15 protein-coding genes, 1 tRNA gene and 3 pseudogenes are annotated in these 24,253 nt (G+C 58.1%); 9 read left to right on the top strand and 10 right to left on the bottom strand.

The window, feature by feature from the left end; genetic code table 11:
• Positions 1-32 precede the first annotated feature (32 nt).
• The 7 genes from rpmI to C4J84_RS16250 all read left to right on the top strand — a co-directional run bounded on the left by rpmI (position 33) and on the right by C4J84_RS16250 (position 4,954).
• Positions 33-227, top strand: a complete 195-nt coding sequence (rpmI, locus tag C4J84_RS16280) for a 50S ribosomal protein L35 (RefSeq protein ID WP_002553160.1) — start codon at positions 33-35, stop codon at positions 225-227.
• Positions 228-256: 29 nt separating this feature from the next.
• A complete protein-coding gene (rplT, locus tag C4J84_RS16275) occupies positions 257-613 on the top strand; it encodes a 50S ribosomal protein L20 (RefSeq protein ID WP_005789679.1) in 357 nt (118 codons plus the stop codon).
• A 109-nt stretch (positions 614-722) separates the two neighbouring features.
• On the top strand, positions 723-1,739 hold the full coding sequence (pheS, locus tag C4J84_RS16270; protein WP_034099107.1) for a phenylalanine--tRNA ligase subunit alpha: 1,017 nt from the start codon (positions 723-725) through the stop codon (positions 1,737-1,739).
• Positions 1,740-1,765: 26 nt separating this feature from the next.
• Positions 1,766-4,144, top strand: a complete 2,379-nt coding sequence (gene pheT / locus C4J84_RS16265) for a phenylalanine--tRNA ligase subunit beta (RefSeq protein WP_124435728.1) — start codon at positions 1,766-1,768, stop codon at positions 4,142-4,144.
• A gap of 3 nt (positions 4,145-4,147) precedes the next feature.
• Positions 4,148-4,450, top strand: coding sequence for an integration host factor subunit alpha (ihfA, locus tag C4J84_RS16260; RefSeq protein WP_002553164.1), 303 nt, complete (start codon positions 4,148-4,150; stop codon positions 4,448-4,450).
• Positions 4,431-4,787: a MerR family transcriptional regulator gene (locus C4J84_RS16255; protein WP_003174972.1), complete on the top strand. Its 357-nt coding sequence runs from the start codon at positions 4,431-4,433 to the stop codon at positions 4,785-4,787. Before ihfA ends, C4J84_RS16255 begins: the two co-directional genes overlap by 20 nt.
• Before the next feature lie 90 nt (positions 4,788-4,877).
• A tRNA-Pro gene (locus C4J84_RS16250) sits at positions 4,878-4,954 on the top strand.
• 78 nt (positions 4,955-5,032) lie between these two features.
• Here C4J84_RS16250 and C4J84_RS26485 read toward each other — a convergent pair.
• Positions 5,033-5,185, bottom strand: a pseudogene (locus tag C4J84_RS26485) (integrase); the annotation flags it as partial.
• Between the two features lie 480 nt (positions 5,186-5,665).
• On the opposite strand from C4J84_RS26485, the gene C4J84_RS16240 reads away from it, so the two are divergent.
• Entirely contained in the window at positions 5,666-6,856 is a 1,191-nt protein-coding gene (locus C4J84_RS16240) for a hypothetical protein (RefSeq protein WP_256681356.1), read from the top strand.
• A gap of 504 nt (positions 6,857-7,360) precedes the next feature.
• Here C4J84_RS16240 and C4J84_RS16230 read toward each other — a convergent pair.
• A pseudogene (locus tag C4J84_RS16230) lies at positions 7,361-7,666 on the bottom strand (SOS response-associated peptidase family protein); the annotation flags it as partial.
• Positions 7,667-7,788: 122 nt separating this feature from the next.
• On the opposite strand from C4J84_RS16230, the gene C4J84_RS16225 reads away from it, so the two are divergent.
• A complete protein-coding gene (locus tag C4J84_RS16225) occupies positions 7,789-9,090 on the top strand; it encodes an IS4 family transposase (protein ID WP_124436329.1) in 1,302 nt (433 codons plus the stop codon).
• A gap of 83 nt (positions 9,091-9,173) precedes the next feature.
• Here the strand turns inward: C4J84_RS16225 and C4J84_RS16220 are convergent.
• The 8 genes and pseudogenes from C4J84_RS16220 to C4J84_RS16180 form a co-directional block, all read right to left on the bottom strand.
• Positions 9,174-9,338: pseudogene (locus C4J84_RS16220) on the bottom strand (helix-turn-helix transcriptional regulator); the annotation flags it as partial.
• 73 nt (positions 9,339-9,411) lie between these two features.
• Positions 9,412-9,630, bottom strand: coding sequence for a hypothetical protein (locus C4J84_RS16215; protein WP_124435725.1), 219 nt, complete (start codon positions 9,628-9,630; stop codon positions 9,412-9,414).
• Between the two features lie 185 nt (positions 9,631-9,815).
• Positions 9,816-10,142: a DUF2388 domain-containing protein gene (locus C4J84_RS16210; protein ID WP_124435724.1), complete on the bottom strand. Its 327-nt coding sequence runs from the start codon at positions 10,140-10,142 to the stop codon at positions 9,816-9,818.
• A gap of 108 nt (positions 10,143-10,250) precedes the next feature.
• Complete coding sequence (locus tag C4J84_RS16205; protein WP_046382958.1) at positions 10,251-10,748, bottom strand: DUF4411 family protein; 498 nt, start codon at positions 10,746-10,748, stop codon at positions 10,251-10,253.
• Positions 10,745-11,878 (bottom strand): ImmA/IrrE family metallo-endopeptidase, encoded by a 1,134-nt coding sequence (locus C4J84_RS16200; RefSeq protein ID WP_124435723.1) that lies wholly within the window; start codon positions 11,876-11,878, stop codon positions 10,745-10,747. The genes C4J84_RS16205 and C4J84_RS16200 overlap by 4 nt, the downstream gene beginning before the upstream one ends.
• Positions 11,879-12,043: 165 nt before the next feature.
• Entirely contained in the window at positions 12,044-12,265 is a 222-nt protein-coding gene (locus C4J84_RS26480) for a hypothetical protein (protein WP_124435722.1), read from the bottom strand.
• Positions 12,262-12,495, bottom strand: coding sequence for a hypothetical protein (locus tag C4J84_RS16190; RefSeq protein ID WP_124435721.1), 234 nt, complete (start codon positions 12,493-12,495; stop codon positions 12,262-12,264). The genes C4J84_RS26480 and C4J84_RS16190 overlap by 4 nt, the downstream gene beginning before the upstream one ends.
• 1,339 nt (positions 12,496-13,834) lie before the next feature.
• On the bottom strand, positions 13,835-24,247 hold the full coding sequence (locus C4J84_RS16180; protein ID WP_124435720.1) for a peptidoglycan-binding protein: 10,413 nt from the start codon (positions 24,245-24,247) through the stop codon (positions 13,835-13,837).
• Between the last annotated feature and the right edge of the window lie 6 nt (positions 24,248-24,253).

Below are 24,253 nucleotides of genomic sequence, written 5' to 3'. Positions count from 1 at the left end.
ATGTTTATCAACTGAATGCGGAGTATCCGAACATGCCAAAGATGAAGACTAAAAGTGGTGCTGCTAAGCGGTTTCTGAAAACTGCTAACGGTATCAAGCACAAGCACGCTTTCAAGAGCCACATTCTGACCAAAATGTCGACCAAGCGTAAGCGTCAACTGCGCGGTAGCAGCTTGCTGCATCCGTCTGACGTGGCAAAAGTCGAGCGCATGCTGCGCCTTCGTTAATTTTGGATCAAGAATAGAGGAAGTAACTCATGGCTCGTGTAAAGCGTGGCGTCATTGCCCGTAAGCGTCACAAAAAAATTCTGAAACTTGCTAAAGGCTACTACGGCGCGCGTTCACGCGTATTCCGTGTTGCCAAACAAGCGGTAATCAAGGCAGGCCAATACGCCTACCGTGACCGTCGTCAGAAAAAACGTCAGTTCCGCGCCCTGTGGATCGCTCGTATCAATGCTGGTGCACGTGTTAACGGTCTGTCCTACAGCCGTTTCATCGCTGGCCTGAAAAAAGCGTCCATCGAAATCGACCGTAAGGTTCTGGCTGAACTGGCCGTGAACGAAAAAGCGGTGTTTGCTGCGATTGTCGAGAAAGCTAAAGCCTCCTTGGCTTAAGTACCCCCGACAGTCACCCTGGGTTACTCCTGTAGCCCAAGGTGGTAAACGTCATAAATAGGGGAAGAGCCTTCAAGCTCTTCCCCTATTTTGTATCTGGAGTCTGTACATGGAAAACCTGGACGCGCTCGTCGCTCAAGCTCTTGAGGCTGTGCAAAGCGCTGAAGATATCAATGCCCTGGAGCAAATCCGGGTTCACTACCTTGGTAAAAAGGGTGAATTGACTCAGGTGATGAAGACCCTGGGGAATTTGCCGGCTGAAGAGCGCCCGCAGGTCGGTGCGCTGATCAACGTTGCCAAGGAGCGCGTCACCGAGGTTCTCAATGCGCGCAAGGCGTCGCTCGAGGAGGCCGATCTTGCGGCCAAGCTCGCCGCCGAGTCCATTGACGTGACCTTGCCTGGCCGTGGCCAGGCCTCGGGCGGTTTGCACCCGATCACCCGGACTCTGGAACGTATCGAACAGTTCTTCACCCACATTGGCTACGGCATCGCCGAAGGCCCTGAGGTCGAAGACGATTATCACAATTTCGAGGCGCTCAACATCCCAGGCCACCACCCGGCCCGGTCGATGCACGACACCTTTTATTTCAACGCGAACATGTTGTTGCGCACCCATACCTCGCCGGTACAGGTCCGCACCATGGAAGCGAACAAGCCGCCGATCCGCATCGTCTGCCCAGGCCGTGTGTACCGGAGCGACTCCGATATTACCCACTCGCCGATGTTCCACCAGGTCGAAGGCCTGCTGGTTGATCGCGATATCAATTTCGCCGACCTCAAAGGCACCATCGAAGAGTTCCTTCGGGTGTTCTTCGAGAAAGAGCTGGCGGTGCGTTTCCGTCCATCCTTCTTCCCGTTTACCGAGCCGTCCGCTGAAGTCGATATGGAATGCGTGATGTGCAGCGGTAAAGGCTGTCGCGTGTGCAAGCAGACCGGCTGGCTGGAAGTGATGGGCTGCGGCATGGTCCACCCTAACGTGCTGCGCATGTCCGGGATCGATCCGGAAGAGTTTTCGGGCTTTGCCTTCGGCATGGGCGTTGAGCGTCTGGCCATGCTGCGTTACGGCGTGAACGACTTGCGTCTGTTCTTCGACAACGACTTGCGGTTCCTCGCGCAATTTCGCTAGTCGTAACGAATCTTTAGGAGAGCAGGATGAAATTCAGTGAACAATGGCTGCGTGGCTGGGTAAGCCCGCAGGTAGATCGCGACGAGCTGGTTGCTCGTCTGTCGATGGCCGGTCTTGAGGTCGATAGCGTTACCCCGGCCGCCGGTGTATTCAGCGGCGTGGTAGTGGGCGAGGTGCTGAGCACCGAGCAGCACCCGGATGCCGACAAATTGCGGGTGTGCCAGGTCAGCAATGGCGCCGAAACCTTCCAGGTCGTGTGCGGAGCGCCCAATGTGCGCCCGGGCCTGAAGATTCCGTTCGCCATGATCGGTGCCGAACTGCCGGGCGACTTCAAAATCAAGAAGGCCAAGCTGCGCGGCGTCGAGTCCAACGGCATGCTGTGCTCCCAGGCCGAGCTGCAGGTAGGCGAGGGTAACGACGGCTTGATGGAACTGCCGGCCGACGCGCCAGTGGGCCAGGACATCCGTGTTTACCTGGAGCTGGAAGACGCCAGCATCGAGGTCGACCTGACCCCGAACCGTGGCGACTGCCTTTCCCTGGCCGGTCTGGCCCGTGAAGTGGGCGCGCTGTACAACGTGCCTGTTACCCGCCCGGTGGTTGCCAGCGTGCCTGCCGTGCACGACGAAGTGCGCTCGATTGAAGTGCTGGCGCCAAACGCCTGCCCACGTTACCTGGGCCGTGTAATCCGTAACGTCGACCTGTCCAAGCCGACCCCGCTGTGGATGGTCGAGCGCCTGCGCCGCGCTGACGTACGCAGCATCGATGCGGCCGTCGATATCACCAACTACGTGATGTTGGAGCTGGGCCAGCCGCTGCACGCGTTTGACCTCGCCGAAATCAATGGCGGCATCCGCGTGCGCATGGCAGAGGAAGGCGAGAAGCTGGTACTGCTCGACGGCCAGGAAGTCAGCCTGCGCGCCGACACATTGGTCATCGCCGACCACTCCCGTGCCTTGGCGATTGCCGGCGTAATGGGTGGCGAGCACAGCGGCGTATCGGCGACCACTCGCGACGTTTTCCTTGAGAGCGCGTTCTTCGACCAGATCGCCATCGCCGGCAAGGCCCGTTCATACGGCCTGCACACCGATGCGTCGCACCGCTATGAGCGTGGCGTGGACTGGAAGCTGGCCCGTGAAGCCATGGAGCGTGCCACTGGCCTGCTGCTGGAAATCACCGGTGGCGAAGCCGGCCCGATCACCGAGACTGTCAGCGAACAGTACCTGCCGTCCGTTGCGCCAGTCACGCTGCGCGCCAAAAGCGTTGAGCAAATGCTCGGCCTGGTGATCGAGCCAGCCGAGATTGAGCAACTGCTATCGGCCCTCGGCCTCGCCATTTCTGCGGGTGGGGAAGGGCAGTGGCACGTTGAAGTGCCAAGCCATCGCTTCGATATCAGCCTGGAAGTTGACCTGATCGAAGAACTGGCCCGCCTGTACGGCTACAACCGCCTGCCGGTTCGTTACCCGCAAGCGCGTCTGGCCCCCCAGCCGAAAGCTGAAGCCCGTGCACATCTGCCGGAACTGCGTCGCCTGCTGGTTGCCCGTGGGTATCAGGAAGCGGTGACTTACAGCTTCATCGATCCAAAGCAGTTCGAGCTGTTCAACCCAGGTGTTGAGCCGCTGTTGCTGGCCAACCCCATTTCCAACGATATGGCGGCCATGCGTTCGTCGCTGTGGCCAGGCTTGATCAAGGCGCTGTCCCACAACCTGAACCGCCAGCAAGATCGCGTGCGCATGTTCGAAAGCGGCCTGCGCTTTGTCGGTCAGCTCGATGGCTTGAAGCAAGAGCCGATGCTGGCGGGTGTGGTCTGCGGTAGCCGCCTGCCGGAAGGCTGGGCACAAGGCCGCGATGCCGTGGACTTCTTTGACGTCAAGGCTGACGTGGAAGCGGTGCTGGGCTTTGCCGGTGCGCTGGACGCCTTCACGTTCCTGCCAGGCAAACACCCTGCGCTGCACCCAGGCCAGACGGCGCGTATCGAGCGCGAAGGTCGTTTGGTCGGCTTTGTCGGCGCCATTCACCCGGAGTTGTCGAAAACCCTGGGCCTGGATCGTCCAGTCTTCGTTTTCGAGCTGGTCCTGGCTGAAATTGCGTCGGGCAAAATGCCTAAATTCAGCGAGCTTTCGCGCTTCCCAGAAGTGCGTCGCGACCTGGCCCTGATCGCCGACCGTGAAGTCGCTGCCACTGCCGTTCTGGATGTAATCCGAGAAAATGCAGGGGAATGGCTGACAGACCTCAGGCTATTTGACGTCTATCAGGGTAAAGGCATTGATCCGCATAGAAAAAGCCTTGCGGTTGGCTTGACCTGGCAGCATCCATCGCGCACTCTTAATGACGATGAGGTGAATACCACGACACAAAATATCCTCACCTCGCTCGAACAAAGGTTGAACGCCACGTTAAGGAAGTGACGTATGGGGGCTTTGACGAAAGCTGAGATGGCGGAACGTCTGTACGAAGAGTTGGGTCTGAACAAGCGCGAGGCCAAGGAATTGGTCGAGTTGTTTTTTGAAGAGATCAGGCACGCTCTGGAAGACAACGAACAGGTCAAATTGTCCGGTTTCGGCAATTTTGACCTGCGGGACAAACGCCAGCGGCCTGGCCGCAATCCAAAAACGGGAGAAGAAATCCCGATCACGGCTCGCCGTGTGGTCACCTTTCGTCCAGGGCAGAAGTTGAAGGCCCGAGTTGAGGCTTATGCTGGAACCAAGTCATAACGACGAACTACCCGTCATCCCGGGCAAACGCTACTTCACTATCGGTGAAGTCAGCGAGCTGTGTGCGGTAAAACCGCACGTGCTGCGCTACTGGGAGCAGGAGTTTCCTCAACTCAACCCCGTCAAACGCACTGGGAACCGTCGGTATTATCAGCGCCAGGATGTGCTGATGATCCGACAGATCCGCGCGTTGTTGTACGACCAGGGGTTCACCATCAGCGGCGCACGCCAGCGCATGTCCGGTGATGAAGCCAAAGACGACACCACCCAATACAAGCAACTGATCCGCCAGATGATCTCCGAACTCGAAGATGTGCTGGTGGTGCTGAAGAAGTGATTCAGGCTTTAAAAATACTTCCACATTTCAAAAGCTTGCGGTATATTCCGGTTCGCTTCGTTAAGAAGCAAACCCAGTAACACGCCTAGTCGGGGCGTAGCGCAGTCCGGTAGCGCACTAGCATGGGGTGCTAGGGGTCGAGTGTTCGAATCACTCCGTCCCGACCATTATTCCTGATTAAAATCAGACGCTTAAGCCGATCAGCTAGATCGGCTTTTTTGTGCCTGTGCGAAACCTGCGCAAAACTAACCGGTGATTTCGCTGATATTTAGGTCCGGAATCGCCTTTGAGCAGATGATCTCCTCGTGGTCTCGCTGGTAGTTTTTGGTCATGTCTTCGCTCGCGTGGCCAGCGATCTTCTGCCCATCCTTTCCAGCTTTCTTGTACAGGTGCAGCGTTCCTCCTTGGAGGGAATAGCGTAGCAGCCAAATTATTTGTTTGGGAGATCGGTCGGCAGAACGCCCTGGAGGGGTTAGAGCCGTACCACTTTTTGTACCTATGGCTTTTTTAGCAGAGCGAGTCCGGGGATCTTTGAGTACGCGCTCCCCCTAAGCATCGAATCTTTCTACTTGCGACAGCTTCTGCAAGTTCGCGGGATAGTTAACGGTCAGCCCGGCGCAGCGAGCGGCCATGGTTAATGGATACCGGACTGACCGGCCGGATACTAGGTCACGGCCATGAAACTCTAGCTCGAGATACAAAACAGTAATGGCTTAGGCGATGGAGGGGCTGGGGCGATGGTTATGGCTGTGGTTTTGACGACTTGGGGGAAAACGTCAGCTTAACTACTCACCTTCTGAGGATTCCCTGAGGCGATGACAATGGATCAAGATCGTGTCCATAGAGATACTCTGTACTCCGAAGTGTGGACTACGCCTATGGCCTCCCTTGCTCCCAAATACGGAGTTTCTGCGGTGTTCCTATCGCGGGTTTGTGCCCGGCTGAACATACCTCGTCCATCACGAGGTTATTGGGCAAGGAAGCGTTCGGGGCAGAGGCTAGAGATTCCTCCCCTGCCCGCGCCTACAGTTGGTATTCCGAGCGAATGGAGAAGGGGAGATCAGTTACCCCGCACTGCTGTACCTAAGCCGATCATTTCTAACCCGAAGAAGGCCGGATCCCAGAGCTTAATATTGATGGGGGTGCTTAGTTCATTCACCAAAGGGCGAGTCGCCGGGGACGGCTATCTCAAACCAGTGAAACGGAATCTTCCTGACTTTGTGGTTACAGAGCCGTCTCTCAGTAGGGCTGCATCAGCTCTGCAGAAGCTTGCTAACCGCTTCCATGATGCCAAATGTCGAATTTCCGTTGCCTGTAGTGATGGTGGGTACACGCGTAAGGTCCTAGGAAACGAGCAAGGTCGGCTGAAAAGATCGGGCTTTGAAACAGATCTCTGGTCACCGCGCAGCCCAACATTGGTATTCATTGATGAGGTAGCAATCGGGCTCAGCATCTACGAGCAAACAGTGGAAAAAGAAATGGTGTACCTCGATGGGCGGTATGTGCCGGTCAAGGAGGCTAAAGAACTTAAGCCTGGGCTTTGGGATCGAAAAGCTAAGACATTATACAGTCGGAGCACTCAGCGTATTGCCTCCAAGCGACTGTGTTTGAGGGCTTATAGTCCATATCCGCGCGTTAATTGGGAACATACTTGGACCGAGGACAAAGGGAGCTTGGCTAAACAATGTGACGACATTGTTGCGTATTTGTTGGACCGGGCGATGACCGTAACGCTTGAAGTGGAAGAGGCTGATCGACAAGCCGATGAAGATCGAAAGCGTTGGGAGGCTGAGAGCGCAATAGCGTTTTTGCGACACGAGCGATCTCTAATCATTCGTGCTCGAGAAGAGTCTCAAAAAAATCTACAGGAAATTATTGAGACATGGAGTCACGACAGAAAGGTTCAGGCGTTCTTCGACGATATTGCTGCTAAGTCAGTCGCTATGAATAACGAAGATCGAGCGCGGCTATTATCCAAGGTTCACGAGGCGAAGAATTTGCTTGCGTGTGCAGATAGTGCTGAAGCACTCATGTCATGGGTGCCTCCACCACCGAAGCCGACGGACTAGGCTTTCCGTATGCAGCCTTCGCAGTCACTGACAGATCGCAGGCGTATCTTGGGCATCTGACATCTGATAGCGTCGGAGCCTAAACCTAGCTAAGTGGGGATATGGGATGTCGATGAAAGTAACTGCACCACTTGTTAACGGAGACTTGTGGGATCCGCTTGAAGAAAGCGCATCAGGCGAAGACGTTGTCGAACTGATATGTGGAGACGACCTGCGACCGCCCCCCACCAGCGTCGTCATCAGGGTTACTACGGAGTCGGGGAAGCGGGTAGAGGTGTGGATTCCGAACTCAGGCAGCGGCGTAGCCAGCGTGCGAATTGATGGCAAGTCGGTATAGAAATGGGGTGGATTTGCTGTCTAAAACTATCTCAAGCTACTCAGCATTCATTGATCAAAACCGCAGCCAAATGACGGTAGAGTTTTAGACGCCTGATCTCTGAAAGCCACGATGCACGAGGTCTGTGCGCTGCTCCAACCCATACTGCTGCATCATCGGCGTATAAATTAGAGCTTTGGCGCAATCAACTCAGGCCCTTTGTTGCGCACGTTGCCCACGGCCGTGTCTACCTTGAACCACTCGGACACCTCGGAGGGTTCGCCCTGATGCAACACCATCTGCTCGGCGCGCTCTTTTGACGTGGCCGGGCCCAGCCACTCACGGGGCAGGTCCGGCGTTAGCACCACGGGCAGGCGATCGTGAATACCCGCCATGCCGTCGGCGTTGATAACCACGAACCGCTCACCTTCATGAGACTCTATACCCGGGTGAGCCTGGGCAAGTGCGCCCGAGAGCATTGGCCTCTTGCTTTTCGTCGTTAAGGCCAGCCCTTTCAAGGTCTTTGATAAAATCCTGCAAAACTCCGATCAGGGTGACGAAAGCGATGTGGGCAGAGGTTCTAGCGCGGTTTGAAAAAAAAGCACCGGCCAGTGTCATGACCAGAGTGATATTGGAGCAGGCTGTTCCTGCTGAATGGGTCGACCAGGTGTTCGAAGAGCACCGTCAGCGGCAGTACCCACGAGAGCTTTTGTTTTCAACCATCGTTGAACTGATGTCCCTTGTTCCATTGGGTTTGCGACCTTCGCTGCATGCCGCCGCGCGACAGATGGAAGATCTTCCTGTCAGCTTGGCGGCGCTGTATGACAAGGTCAGTCGTACAGAGCCTGCGCTACTGCGCGCCTTGGTTACCGGTAGCGCAGAGCGTTTGGCACCGACGATAAAAGAACTGGGGCACACAGCCATTTTGCCTGGCTGGCAACTACGGGTCGTTGACGGTAACCACCTGCCTTCCAGCGAAAAGCGTCTGGGCGCTTTGCGCCGTGAACGAGGCGCCGCCCGGCCTGGTTTTTCCGTTGTGGTTTACGACCCCGATCTGGACCAGGTCGTTGATCTTCAGCCTTGTGAAGATGCCTATGCCAGCGAACGCGTCAGCGTGCTGCCGTTGCTGGAAAAGGCCTGTGCGGGACAACTGTGGATGGCTGACCGACTCTACTGCACGCTCCCAGTCATGGAGGCCTGCGAAGATACCGGGGCCTCGTTCATCATTCGCGAACAGAGCAAACATCCACGCCTGCTTAAGGAAAGCGACTGGCAGCTGCCTGTTGCGGTCGCGGCAGGCAGCGTGCGTGAGCAAATCATCGAAGTAAAAGGTGGACGCCAGTGGCGGCGAGTCGAACTGAGCCTGCAAAACCCCACCGAATCCGGCGACACCACGCTGCTGTTCTGGAGCAACTTGCCCGACTCTATCAGTGCTGAGCAAATCGCCGATTTGTACCGCCGTCGTTGGAGCATCGAAGGGATGTTCCAGCGCCTGGAAGCGGTGTTGGACAGTGAAATCGAAACCTTGGGCAACCCTAGGGCAGCCCTGTTGGGATTTGCATCGGCCGTGTTGGCTTACAACGTTCTGGCCGTGCTCAAACGCAGCGTCGAACAAGCTCATCGCCAAACTCTGCACGACGATTGGGAAGCATCGGTTTTTCACCTGACGGTGCAGGTACGCAGCGGTTACGAGGGAATGCAAATAGCCTTGCCAGAATATTTATCCATCCCTATCCCCGCAGCGGGGCTGGCTCAATATCTGCTTGCACTTGCTCGAAATATCCAGCCCAAAGCGGTCGTCAAGAGCAAGCGGGGGCCGAAGGTGCCTAAACCCAAGGAATGGCTGGAAGGCAAAGCCGCGAATGCCCATGTGTCGACGGATCGGGTGCTCAAGGCCGCTAAAATCAAAAGACCTTGAAAGGGCTGGTCGTTAAGGCGGAGTCCATAGATGGATTGCGAAGTGCGTGCTTCGTCGACTTCCTGTTTATTCCAGGCCAGTACCTCCGACTTGATCCACGCCACTGCACGACCGTCTAAAGGAATCTGACGCGGGAATGAACCCTTCTTTACCATGTCGTAAATTTTTGTGGTACCTAGTCCTGTCAGTGCTTTAACGGCTGGCAGCCGGATAAACTCGATAGGCTGTCTATCTTGGAGGCTGTTCATAGATTGCTCCTCGTTGCACTAGCGCTTTCAGAAAACATCACTTTCCTGCGGCCGAAGCCTCAATTTCTTCAAGTTATACCTTGCCGTTCTGTTTGATACGCGCCAACCCTTGTTTGATGTGCCCGGCGTTCTCGCCAATCGTCTCCAGAGCGCCGCGGACATTATTCCCAGCCTCAGCATTGCCTTGGCTTTCGATGAGCAACGCCAGCTCCATCAGTGCAGCTTCAAGAGCAAGCTGGTTCTCGTAGATTCGCTCCAGGGTGTCCGGAAGGGAGTATTGGGGGGCAAACATCGCTTCGTCTCCAGTAAAGGGAATAGAAAACATAGCCGCAGGCAAAAAAATGGCCCGCTTATGTGCGGGCCTAATGGGAATTCTTCAAAGGAGTAGGGCGACCTTACTCACTGTCGTGTAAATGCCAGGTGAAAAGGATGTCCCAAAAACGGATGGTCTGGTGTCGCAGCAAGCTTGAAGGTCGATCAGAAAGAAGTAGCGATTGCTTGGGCCAGCTGGATGTCAGACATGAGAGGCGGCGTGTAGGTCGAGCGATAGAACCGAGATGCTTGCTCAAACTGAGCGCCGCGGATTTCACCATCAGACCCTATGAATGCGAGAGCATCGCTCTTCGCTTTTTTCATCATTGCTGGGCCGTCAACTGTAAATGCAGTTGTTGCTCCGAGGACCATTGTCGGAAGCAACGTGGTGACTGTCAACGCACGCTCTACTGGATTTTCGACATACCACGCCACCGCGTCAGCGCTGATCGATACTGTGATGACGGCTGCTAACGCCTTCCATAAATCCATTCTTCGATGCTTCCATTGCGAGAAAAGGGCGCCACCTTAGCAGAGTAGGGGATTCGCCAGATACAAGAAGCCCGGCGCTGGGCCGGGCTTGGGGAGTCTAAATTAAACCTAAGGCCTCTCGATAACAAGCCTGGCCTGGAGTACATCTAGTAGGTCGAATGATGTTATGTAGTTGACATCAAAATCCTTGCAAATATTTGGGATTTTAATTTTTTTGCTATTGTCGGGGGCTAAAACCTCATGAGTCACAATGGTTTTACCGGTCGTGGCTGCTTTCGCAATTAACCAAGGATCTGCACCACCTAAGAAACGAATCTTTTCAGGATCTGTAGGGAGCTTCATACTCATTACATGCTCAGCAATTCGCCCGAAAAACTCCTGAGTATCCTTGTCGTCAATTGTATCGAACTGCGCTTGACGTATCTTTACCCAATCCGATAGCTCATCACCATAATCGGACAATTCCTTGTACACCATGGTTATGCTCGATAGTTGTCCTAGCTGAAAAGCCGTATCGAGCCAATCCCAAAAGCCAGGACAGAAATTCATTCGATAGTGCGCGTTTTTAGCTTGTATATAAGAGTTGGCATCTAGCAGGTAGCTCAAAATCCAAGTTCCTTCTTAGAATATTCAGAAATCTTGTGTGGCTTTATTCCCATCAGCCTAGAGGCATCCCTGAATAGCATGCGGCCACTTAATGCCTCACTCGCCACGGCTTTGGCCAGAGTCTTACTGATTCGTCCAGTCTGTAGTCGCGAGTAGGGAGGAGCTCCATCTTTATTTCTGGCTTTGTGCGCTGCTATTTTGCTACCAATAAAATTACTGTAATCAGCTTGGCTTATGAACCCCAGCGTCAATGCGCGCCTAGCAATCACCCACTCACTGACATGGAATGTCCGTGTGATGAAAGGGAGATTATCTTTCCAATCCTCAAAATGCTTCCAGGCAATACGAAACTCACGTTCTGGCGCCAGCAGTTCAGCGGCAACGGCATTGCAGAATATCTCTTCTCTATTGTGCGTCTGTGGCTCTGCGTCAGATACGCCAGACTTCCCAATCCAGATATGCGTAAGCTCGTGGATGAGAGTGAAGAGTCGGGCCTCGGGGCAGTCGGCAGTATTGATGAATATTACAGGAGCTAGAGCGTCGCTCATCGCAAAGCCGCGAAACTCATCAACCGAAAGAGGCCTACTCGTATTGTTGTTTACAATACTATTACGCATAACCAGAATTCCGATGTTTTCTATGCTTTGAACCAGCTTAGTAAAATAATCATCGAAAGTTCCGCGTTTTGGCATTTCAGGTATTCCCAACTTCTCCCGCATGCTAACCACAACTGCGAGAATTCCATCGTTAATACTTAGGATTCCAACCGCTTCGTTTTTCTCATATCCCTGGGAAGTTAACCAGCTACGGTACCAATCTTGTCGTTCCATCGCCCAACGGATTGTGTCTCTGAGAGCGAGACTATAGCTTGGCTCTCGACCGTTAACGGTTCTAAGGTCGGGTAGAGGCAGGTCTTCAACAGGCGGTTTTGCTAGATACAAATAGCCAAAAGGGATGTGGGTATGATGCGCGTAGTTAATGGCTTGGTTAAAAGAAGGCCGTTTCGCTCCGTCTTCCCAAGCAAGCACGTTGTCCTCAGCTGTCCCGATACTTTTCGCAAGCGTGCTCGCGCTGATTCTCGCCCTGGAACGGGCCCATCTCAGTATTTCTGGGTTGATTAGCGCTTCCATGTGCGAAACCTTTCATTAGACATTACACAAACACCTAGCATGGGCCTGACTCTACGCGACATAGACGGACTCTAAAAGCTATTCGTCACCGATGAGCCAGCCCGTTCATCGCGCAGCTCGCGCGCCGAAGCTGCTAACGCTTAGCTCTCGTGATTCGGCCCGTCCTCACCTCATCCGCACTCCATAGAAGTGGTTCAGCGCGATCAACTCAAACACAGCCACGAAAACGCAGAGCACAATGAAGCCAGGGCTGAACACTCGCTTGCGACCGGATGAGCTCCAGCTAAGACCTGCTGCGTCGGAATAGCCGGGGATCATCATGAGGAAAGCCAGGCAAGCAATGACTCCAACCTTGCTCCAGAAGCTCTGCTCTCGCCATGCAGTCATTTTTTCTGTTCCGCAGCGCGAATTATTCGACCGTTCTTCACCTCATCCGCATAACCCACCAATTGATTAGCCTCTTCGTAGAGCGTACCCACCAACCCCATCAGGGCTATGGCGTCGCCATCACTGAGCTTTTTCGCAAGCTTTCCCAAATCGACACAGGATTGCTCAAGGTTGAAAGCTATAGCCTTGAGATCACGACGCAGCTGCTGGTTGGGTTTTGTCAGGGGCATACAATCAATCGATGTGACTGTCTTGGTGAAGAAGTAACCTACCGTAGCCCCAGCACATGCTCAATGCATTTTCGCCATTGCTGATGGCTGAGGACAAAGACTGATCACTCTGCGAGAGTGCCAGGTGTACGCCAGGAGTATTTCGAAATAGGTTTGTGTAGTACGGCAGGACGCCAATGAAGTGAAGCCGTTAAAGGTTCGAATGGCCATGTTCGCGCACATGACCATCCTAGCTTTACATCCTTGTTAAAACAAAAGCAGCGATAAGCCCTAGTCCAACAGCGAGTACCGGGGCGGCGCCGTAAGTGCAAAGCACCCCGACGAAGCTGCCTAACGCCGCGAGGCGAAGGTGTAGAGCTGCTGAACCAGCTTGTTCAGAAATGCCCATGGCAATCCTCCCTAGCTGTTCTCCCAGTCTCATAAAGCAGCTGGCGGGGAGATTCAGACTGTGCTGCCTATTCTCTGTTTACGGGGTGCCATATAGACAATTCCCTCCAGCGAGAGCGGCGACAGCAACCCAACTGGTCGTTTGCGGAAGGCTCATTTCTAAGCTGATCCGACATTCGGTTGATGGCGCTAAGATATCACGGAGGTTGTAAAATGAATATCCCTCATGCTTACGCTGGTAACCAAGCTACAAAATAATGTCTCTATCCGGTGGCGTGTCGTGCGCAAAACTGCGCTGGAGGCCGCGTGTTTCCGTTTGCATGAGCACAGAAAATGCGCTGATTTGCTATCAGGAAAATCCATATTTTTATAAATAAAACAATGAGTTATGTAGATAAAGCCCCCAGCATGGGGTGCTAGGGGGTCGAGTGTTCGAATCACTCCGTCCCGACCATATTATTCAATGACTTAGGCCAATGTTCACAGCATTGGCCTTTTTCATGTGCGTGACTTTTGCGCGACTTGTCGTTTTTTCACGCCATGCTCAATCTAGACTTCAGTCGAGCCCAGCACTCTCAAAATCGGCGGAATGGCTGACCTGTGGCCTCTATGCTCACGGGAAGTCCTTGCCGGGCTATGCCTGGGCGGTGGAGTTGATTGATTTGAACTGCTGATTCCACTAGGTGCCGAAACAGCTACCACCCAGAGGATATAGCGATGACTGAAGAAAAGAAGAAAGAGCCCGAGCAGGAAACCCCAGCGCACTCCACTGAGCAAGAGCGTGAGCGCTTGAAGGACTTCAACAAAGACGGCATTCCGCCTGGCGCTTGCTGATCTGTTCGCCACTTGGCCCGATAGGCAGGACGTTCTAGCTGGATGGCCTCGACGCCAGGTTCATGACCATCTCATTGCTCCGCTGAAAGCGACCTGCCTGGTCAGCAGCGTTTTTGCCTCATAGACCTCCTTGTCCCGGGGGAACCTTGTTGGCCGATATCCAAAGATTTTCGATGCTCAGCAACGGCGGCTGGTTGTCTGAGGGCAATGCTCCCTGTGCCAGTTGGGTCGGATCGTCGGCGCTGAATGCGCGCAGGGTCAGGTCGACCCGGGCGTTGCCCTGGACCGTGGCTTTTTCGGCCAGGCGCCAGCGATCGATGGCCTGGCTGAATGTGCTGATGAAGGCGGGCGGGGTATTCAGCGAAGTGCTCACCGGCAACATCAGCGCGGCCGGCAGCACGGTGCGCGCGACGACTCCCTGCCCGGCGATGTCGTAGCTGTAGCGCCCCTCCATGCCCACCTGGACCGTGGTGCCGTTGCTGCCTGAACCCAGGGCGGCAAAAAACACATTCAAGTAATCCTCCAGACTCGCCTTCGCCACTGGCAGGCTGTCCAGGGAAAAGCTGTCCTGGATGATGTGGGGGCTGATGCTGTCGACAAAACGCACGACCGGTGTGGAGAAGCGGAACACCGGGTTGGTGTGCAAGGTGCCGATCTGCGCGGCGGGGAACAGGATGCGGTTGCGCTCCACCGACAGCGAAGCCCACGCGTCCTGATGATCGAACACGTTGAGGGCCGGCAGGCTGGTACAGCGCTCGTTGACCAGCAGCGCTTGCGCATAATCGAGCCATTCTGCCGGCCCCACATTCTTGAGGCGATAACGGTAGGCGACCGCCCCGGGGATGTCCGGATCGATGACACTCACCGCCTCGTACTGCGTCGGATCTATTTCCACCCGTGGCGCCGGCAGGCTGACCTCGCCCCATTGCGCCAGGGTAGCGCTGATTCGGCCGGTACCTGGATCGTAGCTGGCCGCCACATCGTTGATGGTCATGTCCAGCAGCAGGGTCTCGGCCACCTCTTGACCGTCGACCATCACCCCGGCGAGCACTTGGCTGAAGGCGCAGGTCAGGGCCTGGGGAGGCACAAACGCGGTTTTACTGCGGATCGGACTGGCCCAGGCATGGTAGGCATCGGTGACCTCCTTGACGATGTACACGAAGGCCGCCACCGCATGCTGGGCCGCAGCGATTTGCACTTCGGTCGGCTGGCTGACATTGATCGCGGTGAGGTTTTGCTGCATGGCCACTTCGATGCTCGGGTAAACAGTGACGAACTGGGCCAATGCCGCGACCAGGCTTTTACCGGTGCTGCGCAACGCGCCGTTGGTTGTCGGGGTGTTCAGGGCTATGGCGACGTTGAGGCTGTCCTGGGCGGCACCCCGGACCAGGGAGTCAAAGGCATAAGTCCACTTGCTCAGGTCCGAGGCACTGTGTGCCGGCTGCGCCCAGGCTGTCGCTGTCTGGCGCTGGACCGTCGGGGGTTCAGGCAAGGCTCGCAGCAACACCGGCAGGTTCATGGTCTGCCCTCCGGCCAAGGGGATCAGCAACGGCCCGCCGATCAATGAGATCCAGTTCGACTGGGTGTAGCCGCTGATCCGCGGGACGCTGCGCACGTCGTGTTCCAGGTGACTGACCTGCAACGCCAGTTCCAGTGGTACATAGCTCCTTGCTGCCTCGTTGCGGGAATTGAATACAAACGCAAGGGCGCTTTCGCCAACCGAAGCCTGCAAGCGAATGCGCCCGCTGCCGAAGGCGTAGTTGTCGTTCCCTGTGCCGGGCGGTGGCTGGCTGGTACCCGGTACGGTCGGCTGGCCGTACAGCGACAACGTTTGGTCGGTCGCGCTGCCTTGCACGCAGAAGCCGACGATAGCGGTGGTGCTGTAGGCCGAGTACAGCTGGTTGAGCAAGGTCTGGCGCAGTTTTTCAGCCGCGGCGGCCAGGGTTGGCCCATCTTGCGGACCTGCCGATAGCACCGGTTCCAGGGTGGACGCGATGTCGTCAGCCAGCACCTGTTTGGCGCTGAGGATTTTGCCGAGATAACCGTCCTTGAGCGGGTCCTTGCTGCCCAGCAGGGTGTCGAGCAGGAACACCGAGGGGGCATAGGTCGGTGACAGGAAGCCGTCGATGGCCTTGAGGGCTGTTTCGAACCAGAGGTTCTGATCGACGCCCGTGAGGTTGAGTGTCGCCAGGTCATCGCCAGGGAACGGCTGGTCCGGCCGGTAGGTGGGGTAGATCTGCACGCTGTCGGAGGTCAGGCTGTTAGCGATCGGCCGGGCTGCGAAGTAGCCTGGGACCGGATCGATGCGGTAGCGAATACCTGCCGCGCCCTCCTGCTCGGCGAAACGGACGGCCCACAGCGTCTGGCTGCGCCCGTCCGGCGTGCTGCCGGGGTCTGCGGTGCCGCTGCCGACCCGTGTCAGCCAGGCGCCGGGGCGCAGGAACAGCGTCTCGAAGGCTGCAGCGAACACGCTATATCCACTGGTGCTGGCGGTCACTGGATCGGGGACCGGCAGCAGCGTACTGGTCACTGCCACGCCGCCTGCCAGGCCGGCGACATCCGGCGCCACCAGGGTCGAGACCCGCCGCAGGCTGAGGGTCAGGCTCAGGGGCAGGATCGAGCCGGGCGCGAGGCTATCGATATCCACCGCCAGGCACAGGCGCACGGTAGCGGGTGGTGCTGCAGTGGCGTCCTGGAGCAATTGCCCGAGGTACAGAATCACCCCGTTGATGTAGTCCAGCAACGGCTGCGACTGGCTGACGTCGAGCTGGCTCAGCGGCTGGGCGAACAGGCTGTTGACCAGTTCCACGCTGACCGCGCGGCCGTTGCACCAGGGCAGGTTCAAGTCCTGGTAGGACTGGTTCAGTTGGTAGTAGATCAGGCTGAACATCTCCAGATCCTTACCGGCCTGGACCTTGATGTCGCCGCCGCCGGCCGGGTCGTAGCTGGAGGTGTCGAGGCTCAGGTGGATAACCAGTTGCACGCCGCCGGCAGCGGCTTCATAGGTGTAGAAGGCGCGGGTGTTGGGCCAGGCCGACAGGGCGATCAGGCGATCGTTGTAGCGCAACGGCAGCGGGGGATGGTTGAGGCTGCCACTGTAGCCGGCCGGTGGCTGCTGGAAGGGCGTCACGGTGATATTGCCAAAGATGTCCAGCCAGGAGAGGTTCACCTGGGCGAAGCTGCCCACACCTCGATAGGGGTTGTCGGCGGCGGACGGCAGGCCTGGGGCCACCGGCTGCGGGGCGGCATTGCTGGTGGCGCGGCGGGCCAGGCCAAGGGTTTGCTGATAGAAGTACTGGCTGTCCTCGGCCAGGGCGTTGAGGGCCTCGCGTCGGCTCTGCGGGTTGCGCATGGCTCGACGATGGATTTGCGCCTCAAGTTCATCCGCCCCGATGTCAGGCCGCTGTGGCCCGAAGGGCAGGGCCAGGTCGCTGGCGATGAACCAGGGCGAGCCGTCGATGCCTGCACTCAGCACCGAGTAAAGGTTGTACAGGTAGGCACTGGCATAACCGTCCGGGTCCACACTCGGGGAATCCACCGGTGGCGGGTTGTCACGCAGGACACTGAAAGCGGCATTGCCTTGGTTGAACACCGCTTGCAAATCGAAGGTCCGGGTATCCAGCGTCAATGCACTGCCGCTCACCAGCAGCCCGGCTACCCGCTCGGCGCCGACCGCCAGTGCATCGAGATCGAGCCCGTAGTAGTCGGCCAGGGACCGCAGGCTGTTGCCCGGTGCAAGGCTGCCGTCAACGACATAGACCAGTGCCGGGATGAACAGCGCCACGGTGCTGGCGGCGCTGACGCCTGGGTTGAGGGCCGCGATCTGCGCGGCGCTGACCGGTTGCAGTGCCCCCACCGAGTAGTAGCGGGCCAGATTGTCGAGGATTGCCGCGGGCACGCCATTGCCTGCGCTGGAGTCGGCCGGTGTCACCAAGTGAATGATGCCGTCTATCGGTACTTGTGCGTTCGTGGTCAGTGTCGCGCCCGGATTGAGTTCGGCAATGCGGCCGGAGCCGATACCGTAGAACGTCGCCAGGCTTTCCAGGCTGTCACTGGCGCGGGTCGGCTGGCTGACACCGGCGGTGCTGGCCGAGCGCAGGGCCATGTGGCTGCCTTGCTGGATCACCGTATCGGTGGTCACAAAGGCATTGATGAAGTTGCACAGGCGGCCTAGCAGGGCACCCCGTGGATAGGTCATTACCAGGGTCAGGGTCGCCGTGCCACTGTCGTCGAAAATCCCATCGGGCAACCCGCTGGCGGCGATTACGTCGTAATAGCTCAAGTAGTAGCCGCCCGAACGGACGGTAGACAGTTCCCAGAGCAGTTTTACCACTTCCTGGGGGGGATTGAGGATGCCGCGCGGCCCCGCGTCGTCGGCCGTGCGCGGGGTCATCAAGTCGGGTGGCGGGTTGGTTTCGGTCGACAGGTTGGTCTGCGTCAGGAACGCGAGGAAGTCGCTCTGTGCCTGACTCAGCAGGTTGCTGGCCTTGGCATTGCCTTGGGGCATCAGCAGGAACTGGCCGCTGATGATTGACGTGCCCAGCTCGCTCACCGCGCTCAACAGGCGCTCCAGTAATTGCGCATCGGTGGCCGAAGGGCCGAGCAGCTGGTAGGTATACGCCAGGCTGCTGCCATCGCTGGCAATGACGCCGGGCTGGGCCTGGGGCAGCCGCTTGATGGTGAAGTCAACCCGGGTCGCGTAGCTGTAGGAGGCTATTTCGCGGCGAGTGGTTTCGAGGGTCGCGGGGTCGGTTGAAACTTCCCAGGGGGTGAAGGCCGGCAGGTAGGGCAGTTGCTGCGAGAGATCAGGCAGCTGTGAGGCGAGACAGCCCACCCGCTGGTTGCTCAGCCGGACCAGGCCATCCGGCAGGGACCAGAGTATCGGTTGCACGCTGGGCGCCTCTTCGGTTGAGGCTCGCAGGTTCGGCTGGCAGAGGTCACGCAACTGCTGCAGGTCAGCGGTCGACCACAGGGAGATGCTTTTAACCGCATAGTCTTTCGGGCTGCGGGCAACGGTCGGCAGCAGGCTGATGCTCGGTGCCGGCTGGAACTTGCCTCGTTGCGCGTAGGCCAGCACCACGCAAAGGTTGCTGTAGGCCTCGTTCAGGTTCATTGAGCCGCTGCTGCCGCCGGCGATCGTTACGAACGACAAGTCGACACCATGGCTGCTGGCGTCCCGGCTCAGGCTGATGGGGAAGTCAGTCCCGGGCATCTGGTCGGTTGGCGTGGGGAACTGCTGGCCGGTGAGTTGATAGAGACCATAGGCGCTCTGGTTGTTTGGGTAGAGAAATTGCGCGCCCAGGCTCAGGCCGCCCATGCCTGCCGGGTTCGACGGCAGGCGCAGGCCATAGGCCAAAAAGCGCGAAAGCATGCCGGCCAATTGGGCCAGTTGATCGGTGCCCACCACCACGGCCCACAGGTCTTGGGTAAAGAGGCTATCGAGGGCTGTCAGGGTGATCTGTTGCGTAGCAAATAGCGGCCCGACACTGACGTTGGCGGACAGCGGATCGCTGAACAGGGCCATGGCACTCACGCCAAAGCGTGCGCCGCTGCTGTTCAGGCTGTCGCCGGCGGCGGTCTGGTACGCCAGGCTCGGCAGCAGCAACGGTTGGCCCGGCAACAGCAGGTCGGCCATGATGTAGAGCGCGCTGTCCCGGGCCAGTGCGGGCAGGTCGATTCCCAGGGCCCTGGCCAGGCTGTTGAACGTTTCTCCGGGGCCCGTGGTGTATTGGTGAATGTCGTTGCCCACCATCAGGCTGATGAGTTGACCGGCGGCAATCACCGTCGAGTTGCCGTTGGCCAGGATCAAACCCGCCGCAGTGGTCGTCCAACGGGCTGGCACGGCGCTGTCGGACCAGGCCCGTGCGACGCTTGCCAGGGTGTCGCTGCTTTGCAGGGTATAGGCGGGCAGAGGGATGTTCAGAGTCAACCCATCGGTCAAGGCGACTTCGGCATTGGGCCGGACAATATCGTCGAGGGTCAGGCTGTTGCCACGCGCTTCATTGGTCCATTGCAGGATCTGCTCGATGGAGTTGCCGTTGGCCGTGGCATAGGCGTAGTCGTCAAAGGCATTGAGGGCGACCTGCAACAGTTGCCGGCCGATAACCATGAAGGCATCGGTAAAAATCACGGCCGCCATCGATTTGTTGGCATCGTCTGCAGCGCGCAGCGGCGGCGCGCTGCGCTCATCCTTGGCCGTGACAACGGCCGCCAGTTCCTTGAATAACTGCGCGACGTTGCTGCGATAGGTGCTGTTGGTGCCCACGTACTGGAGAAAGTCCAGGGTCGCGCTGCCGGCGTTTGCCAGGGGGACGTCCAGGGACAGGCCGTCGAAGACAGGGAACAGCACCGAGCCGGCCTCCAGCACCTGCTTGATCTGCGCCTGGTTGGCAGCGTCGGGCAAGGTGATGCTGACGTCGAAGGACGACAGGAACGTCAACAACTCGCTGATGCCGAACGGCGGGTTGGCCAGGTCGGCAATGCGTTCGATATCCACCTCCAGCAGGGCCTTGTCCACCAACGTGCCGAGGATGTCGGCCAGGGTGTCCTGCTCGCTTCTGGCTGAGCCCAGGGTGCCGATCAGCCACGGCAGGTAATCGGCGCACAGGCGCTCGAAACTGCTGGAGCCAACCGCCTGCCGTGTCTGTTGAGTCGGGGACGGTGCGTCCATGGTCAACAGGAACACGAAAGCACCTTGCTGGCCGCTGTAGCTGTTCACGCCTTCGTTGCACATCACGGTGAATTGCGGCGTCGCGTACAGGTTCAATGCCGGCTTGGTTGCACTGCGCGGCACCGACATTGCCTTGGGTGTGACGGCCCGTCGCTGGCCGGCGAGCTGCAGATGCCGAGCCTGGCGAGCCAGCAGCGCGGTCGGCTCGGCCCAGGGGGCCGGGCCGCTGTTGAGGGCATTGATCTCAAAGCGCGCCGAGACGTCGGCATGGAATGAAAAGCTGATGCTGAAACTGAACAATCCCAGGTCGATCTTGACCTTGACGCTGACTTCCACTGTGGCTCGGGCGGCGATAGGAATTGGCATGTAGCTCTCGTACGTCAGCGAGAGCGACAGGGTGATGCGCACGTTGACCGCCGCCGAAATAATCGCGAAGTCGATGCTGCCGTAGAGCAGGCCGATGACCCCGACTGTGCCCTGGATCTTGAAGTAGTAGTCGTCCTGCACACTGCCGTTGGCCGTGACCAGCGCGGTGGACGGGCGATAGGCGTGAAAGGCGGCGATAGTGCCCTCCAGGATGCCGAATACCGTCAGCGCGAAGCCGGCCTTGAGCGGCCCCTTGACGAAGTTGTAGCCCAGGCCCAGTTGCAGGCCCAGGCCGAAGACAATCACCGGGTCGAAAGTGCCCTGGGTGGTCTTCGGTACCTGGGTCGCGGTGACCGACGAGAGCTTGCCCAGGTAGAAACCACCGGCACCCAGCACTGGCACGCCGTAGACGATCGCGCTAATCGAGAACGAGCGGCTAAAGTCGAGATTGTAGGGGAAGCCGATGTCGATGAAAAAATCGCCATTGGTATAGATCTTCACTCCGATCTCCGGCAGCACGATCGATACCGCACCGAAGTTCAGGTTGCGGATGCTGTCGGGAAAGGTCCATTCGATCTGGTAGACGCCCACATCGTCGGTGATTTTCTTGTAGAGGATGTCGAGTACCAGATTACCCAGCGCCTTGGCCTTCTCTCCGGCAAGGGCCAGGCGCAGGCCGTAGAGGTTGGGGTCGTTGAATACCAGCATCAGGTCGACGGTCCAGTCCTTGCCGGTCTTGAGCAGCAACAGTTGCCCGGCGATCAGCCAGTCGCTGTTGCGGTTGTAGTACGGCGTGCCCTTGGTACCGCTGTCGCCAGGGTTCAGCGGGTTGCTGGAACCGGTGGTTGAAGGCACCGCTTTCAAGGCGTCGATCACCGCTTTGGTATTGGCGAAGCTGTCGTAGCCACTGATGGCCACGCGTTGGCCAAGTACCAGCAACGGTAGGCTGAAATAGTCCGTACCTTGGCCCGGAACCGAAGGCAACTTGTCCACGGGCTGACCTTTCTGGGGATCCAGCAGGTTGCTCCAATCCTGTTGTTCCTCGGGATTGTTGCCTTTGAACACAGAAGAGCCGTCGATGCCCAGGGTGATTTTGTCAACGCCGTCGACCTTCTTGCGCTCGAACACCAGGCCGTCGATGCTCATGAAGCCCAGGTCGATCTTGCTCGCCAGGGTGTATTTGGCGGCGATGGTCGGCGTGCTGCCGTTGCTGGTTTCCAGGCTGATGACCAGCGACAGGCCGTCGAGGGAAACCTGGTTGAGCACGTCCCAGGGTGAGTCGAGCGTGAAGTAGGGGTCGCCCAGGGACTGCATGAGTTTCTGGATCAGACGCCCCAGGCTCCAGTTTTTCAGGGTGAAGGTCAGGGTTTTCTTGTCGACCTGATAAATCGCCGTCAAGCCTTCCCAGGACAGGCTCAATTGGGCATTGCTGCCCTGATTGTCGGGCGCAAAGCTATAGCCCAGCAGCACGCTGTCGTTGAGGAAGCTGAAATCCCACAGCGTAGTGGCGCTGCCACTGTACTGCTGTTGGGCGGGTTTGCTGGCGTCGTAGCTCAGGCTCAGGGTGGCCAGGGTGTCGACGCTGAAGGCCTGGCCCAGGTTGAAGGTCCAGCGCAGGCTACCGGCGACGGTGTAGCGGTCGATCGGCGTCGCACCGGTTGCAAGAGTGGCGTCCACCTCAAGCGTGTCGACCAGCAGGGTGCCGGGCAGGAAGTCGGGGAATGTGAAGGCGCCACCGAAGCTGAGGAATTGGCTGACCAGCTGTTGCACATCCACCGGTTGCGCCAGCCGTGCGGCGACTGTCCAGGTGGCTGGGGACTCGGTGCCGTCATAGTCGATGCTGGCGTTGGCGAAATACGGTCCGATGCCGACCAGTCCGCCGATGCCTGCCTGGTAAGTGGTGACCGGCGCGGTATTGGCGACACCGCTGGCACTGGTGGGGGTGGTGGCCTTGATATAAAGCTGACCGTCGGTGACCGAGAGTATCGGCAGGCCGTCGAGCGTGAACAGGTTCAGGTCCAGTTCGAAGCCGGCGTTGAAGGCGTAGCTCTTGGCGCCCACGTCAAGGCTCAGGCCTACGTCGGACAGCGAGGCATCGACGAAGCTTTTGGGAATGCGGATCAAACCCAGAGTGAGCGTGGCAATCAGGTCGTTGAGATTGGCGGTACCGTCGAAACGTGCAAGCAACTGGAGGTCGGAATTGAATTGGACGAAGAACAGGCCGTTTTCGCCGGTGGTCTTGCCCTTGAACACCTCGGGCAACAACAGGAACTGGGTCTGGAACAGAAAACTATAGGCACTGCCTTGGGGAAGATAGTTGATGCCCCACACCAACTCGAAATCGGTGACGCCGAAAACCAACTGGTTGGTCGGGTCCTGCAAGGGGACCCAAGGGTGCTCGGCATTGATCACCGTCGGGTCTGCCCCCAAGGTCACGCTGGCGCTGCTCAGGGCCAGGCTGGGGCTGGTGGTGCCGCTGAGGCTGAGGCTGCGCAGGCCGATCCCGGAGAGAAACTGCTGCAAGACCGGTGGGGTTCCCGTGAAAAAACTGCCTTTGTTGTCCAGCAGGTCGATGACCGTGGCCGGGGTCAACAGGGCGCTGCCGTCGTCGCTGTGACCGAGGTAGAAATTGAACGCGTTGCCATTGTTGATCTGGGCCAGGGCGCGCATCTGGTAGTCGATGGATTGACCGCGCTGGTCCGTCAGGCTCAGGTCGAGGCCCAGATACAGGCTGACCTGCTGGTCGTAGAAGGCTTGCGCCGGGTCGTCGCCGTCCTGCAGTTCCGGTGGGCCGATGATCAACCCGAAAACCGGCGCATCGACACTCAGGTACAACAGTTTCAGGCCGCTGTCCGCGCCGAGGAAAGGCGCCTGCAGGGTCGTGGTCGGCATGAAGATATCGATCCCGTCGACCTTGGCGAAATCCATGCTGCCGCTGAAGGGCAGGGCCAGGGTTGGAAAGCCCAGGCCCTGCACCACCGCGACCGCATTGCTGAGCTGGGCGGGCGGCGTCAGGTTGGCGGCAAAACCCTGGCAGGGACCCAGGTTGTCATTGAAGGTGAACACCGCGTTGCTGATCGCTGCCCACTTGAAGGGAATCCCGGTGGCAAAACTCGACAGATCGGACCAGCTCCAACTGGCCGGCGTGGTGACGATCTCCAGGCTCAGGGCCTGCGCGCCGTCGATGCCGCTCAGGCCGAAGGTCAGCACCAGCCCCTGCTGCACGTCCTGCTGCAGAAACCGCGCACTGACGCCCGTGACCTTGAACGTCTGGCTGGCCGGGTTCAGCGGTTGCACGCTTTGCGCGGTCAGGCTGATCGACAACCCGGCGACAGACGATTGGAAGGCCGCGTTGAGGTCGCTGTCCAGGCTGTCGGAAACGCTGACGCCGGCGTCAGCCAGGCCTGCGATCAGGTAGTCACGGGTAAGGAGGATCGGGGCGCCGGCATCGCGAGTCAGTGCCGCAGCGAGGTTGCTCAGTGGGTTGTTGGCCATCTGTCT

This window comes from Pseudomonas sp. R11-23-07, assembly GCF_003852295.1.
GTDB lineage: Bacteria > Pseudomonadota > Gammaproteobacteria > Pseudomonadales > Pseudomonadaceae > Aquipseudomonas.
The sequence above is the reverse complement of the archived record's forward strand: the minus strand, read 5'-3'. Positions and strand labels throughout refer to the sequence as shown.

What these genes read in the sequence shown, in the direction of transcription:
- rpmI (WP_002553160.1), top strand. Translation starts at nt 33, where the DNA reads ATGCCAAAGATGAAGACTAAAAGTGGTGCTGCTAAGCGGTTTCTGAAA.
- rplT (WP_005789679.1), top strand. Translation starts at nt 257, where the DNA reads ATGGCTCGTGTAAAGCGTGGCGTCATTGCCCGTAAGCGTCACAAAAAA.
- pheS (WP_034099107.1), top strand. Translation starts at nt 723, where the DNA reads ATGGAAAACCTGGACGCGCTCGTCGCTCAAGCTCTTGAGGCTGTGCAA.
- pheT (WP_124435728.1), top strand. Translation starts at nt 1,766, where the DNA reads ATGAAATTCAGTGAACAATGGCTGCGTGGCTGGGTAAGCCCGCAGGTA.
- ihfA (WP_002553164.1), top strand. Translation starts at nt 4,148, where the DNA reads ATGGGGGCTTTGACGAAAGCTGAGATGGCGGAACGTCTGTACGAAGAG.
- C4J84_RS16255 (WP_003174972.1), top strand. Translation starts at nt 4,431, where the DNA reads ATGCTGGAACCAAGTCATAACGACGAACTACCCGTCATCCCGGGCAAA.
- C4J84_RS16240 (WP_256681356.1), top strand. Translation starts at nt 5,666, where the DNA reads ATGGCCTCCCTTGCTCCCAAATACGGAGTTTCTGCGGTGTTCCTATCG.
- C4J84_RS16225 (WP_124436329.1), top strand. Translation starts at nt 7,789, where the DNA reads ATGACCAGAGTGATATTGGAGCAGGCTGTTCCTGCTGAATGGGTCGAC.
- C4J84_RS16215 (WP_124435725.1), bottom strand. Translation starts at nt 9,630, where the DNA reads ATGTTTGCCCCCCAATACTCCCTTCCGGACACCCTGGAGCGAATCTAC.
- C4J84_RS16210 (WP_124435724.1), bottom strand. Translation starts at nt 10,142, where the DNA reads ATGGATTTATGGAAGGCGTTAGCAGCCGTCATCACAGTATCGATCAGC.
- C4J84_RS16200 (WP_124435723.1), bottom strand. Translation starts at nt 11,878, where the DNA reads ATGGAAGCGCTAATCAACCCAGAAATACTGAGATGGGCCCGTTCCAGG.
- C4J84_RS26480 (WP_124435722.1), bottom strand. Translation starts at nt 12,265, where the DNA reads ATGACTGCATGGCGAGAGCAGAGCTTCTGGAGCAAGGTTGGAGTCATT.
- C4J84_RS16190 (WP_124435721.1), bottom strand. Translation starts at nt 12,495, where the DNA reads ATGCCCCTGACAAAACCCAACCAGCAGCTGCGTCGTGATCTCAAGGCT.
- C4J84_RS16180 (WP_124435720.1), bottom strand. Translation starts at nt 24,247, where the DNA reads ATGGCCAACAACCCACTGAGCAACCTCGCTGCGGCACTGACTCGCGAT.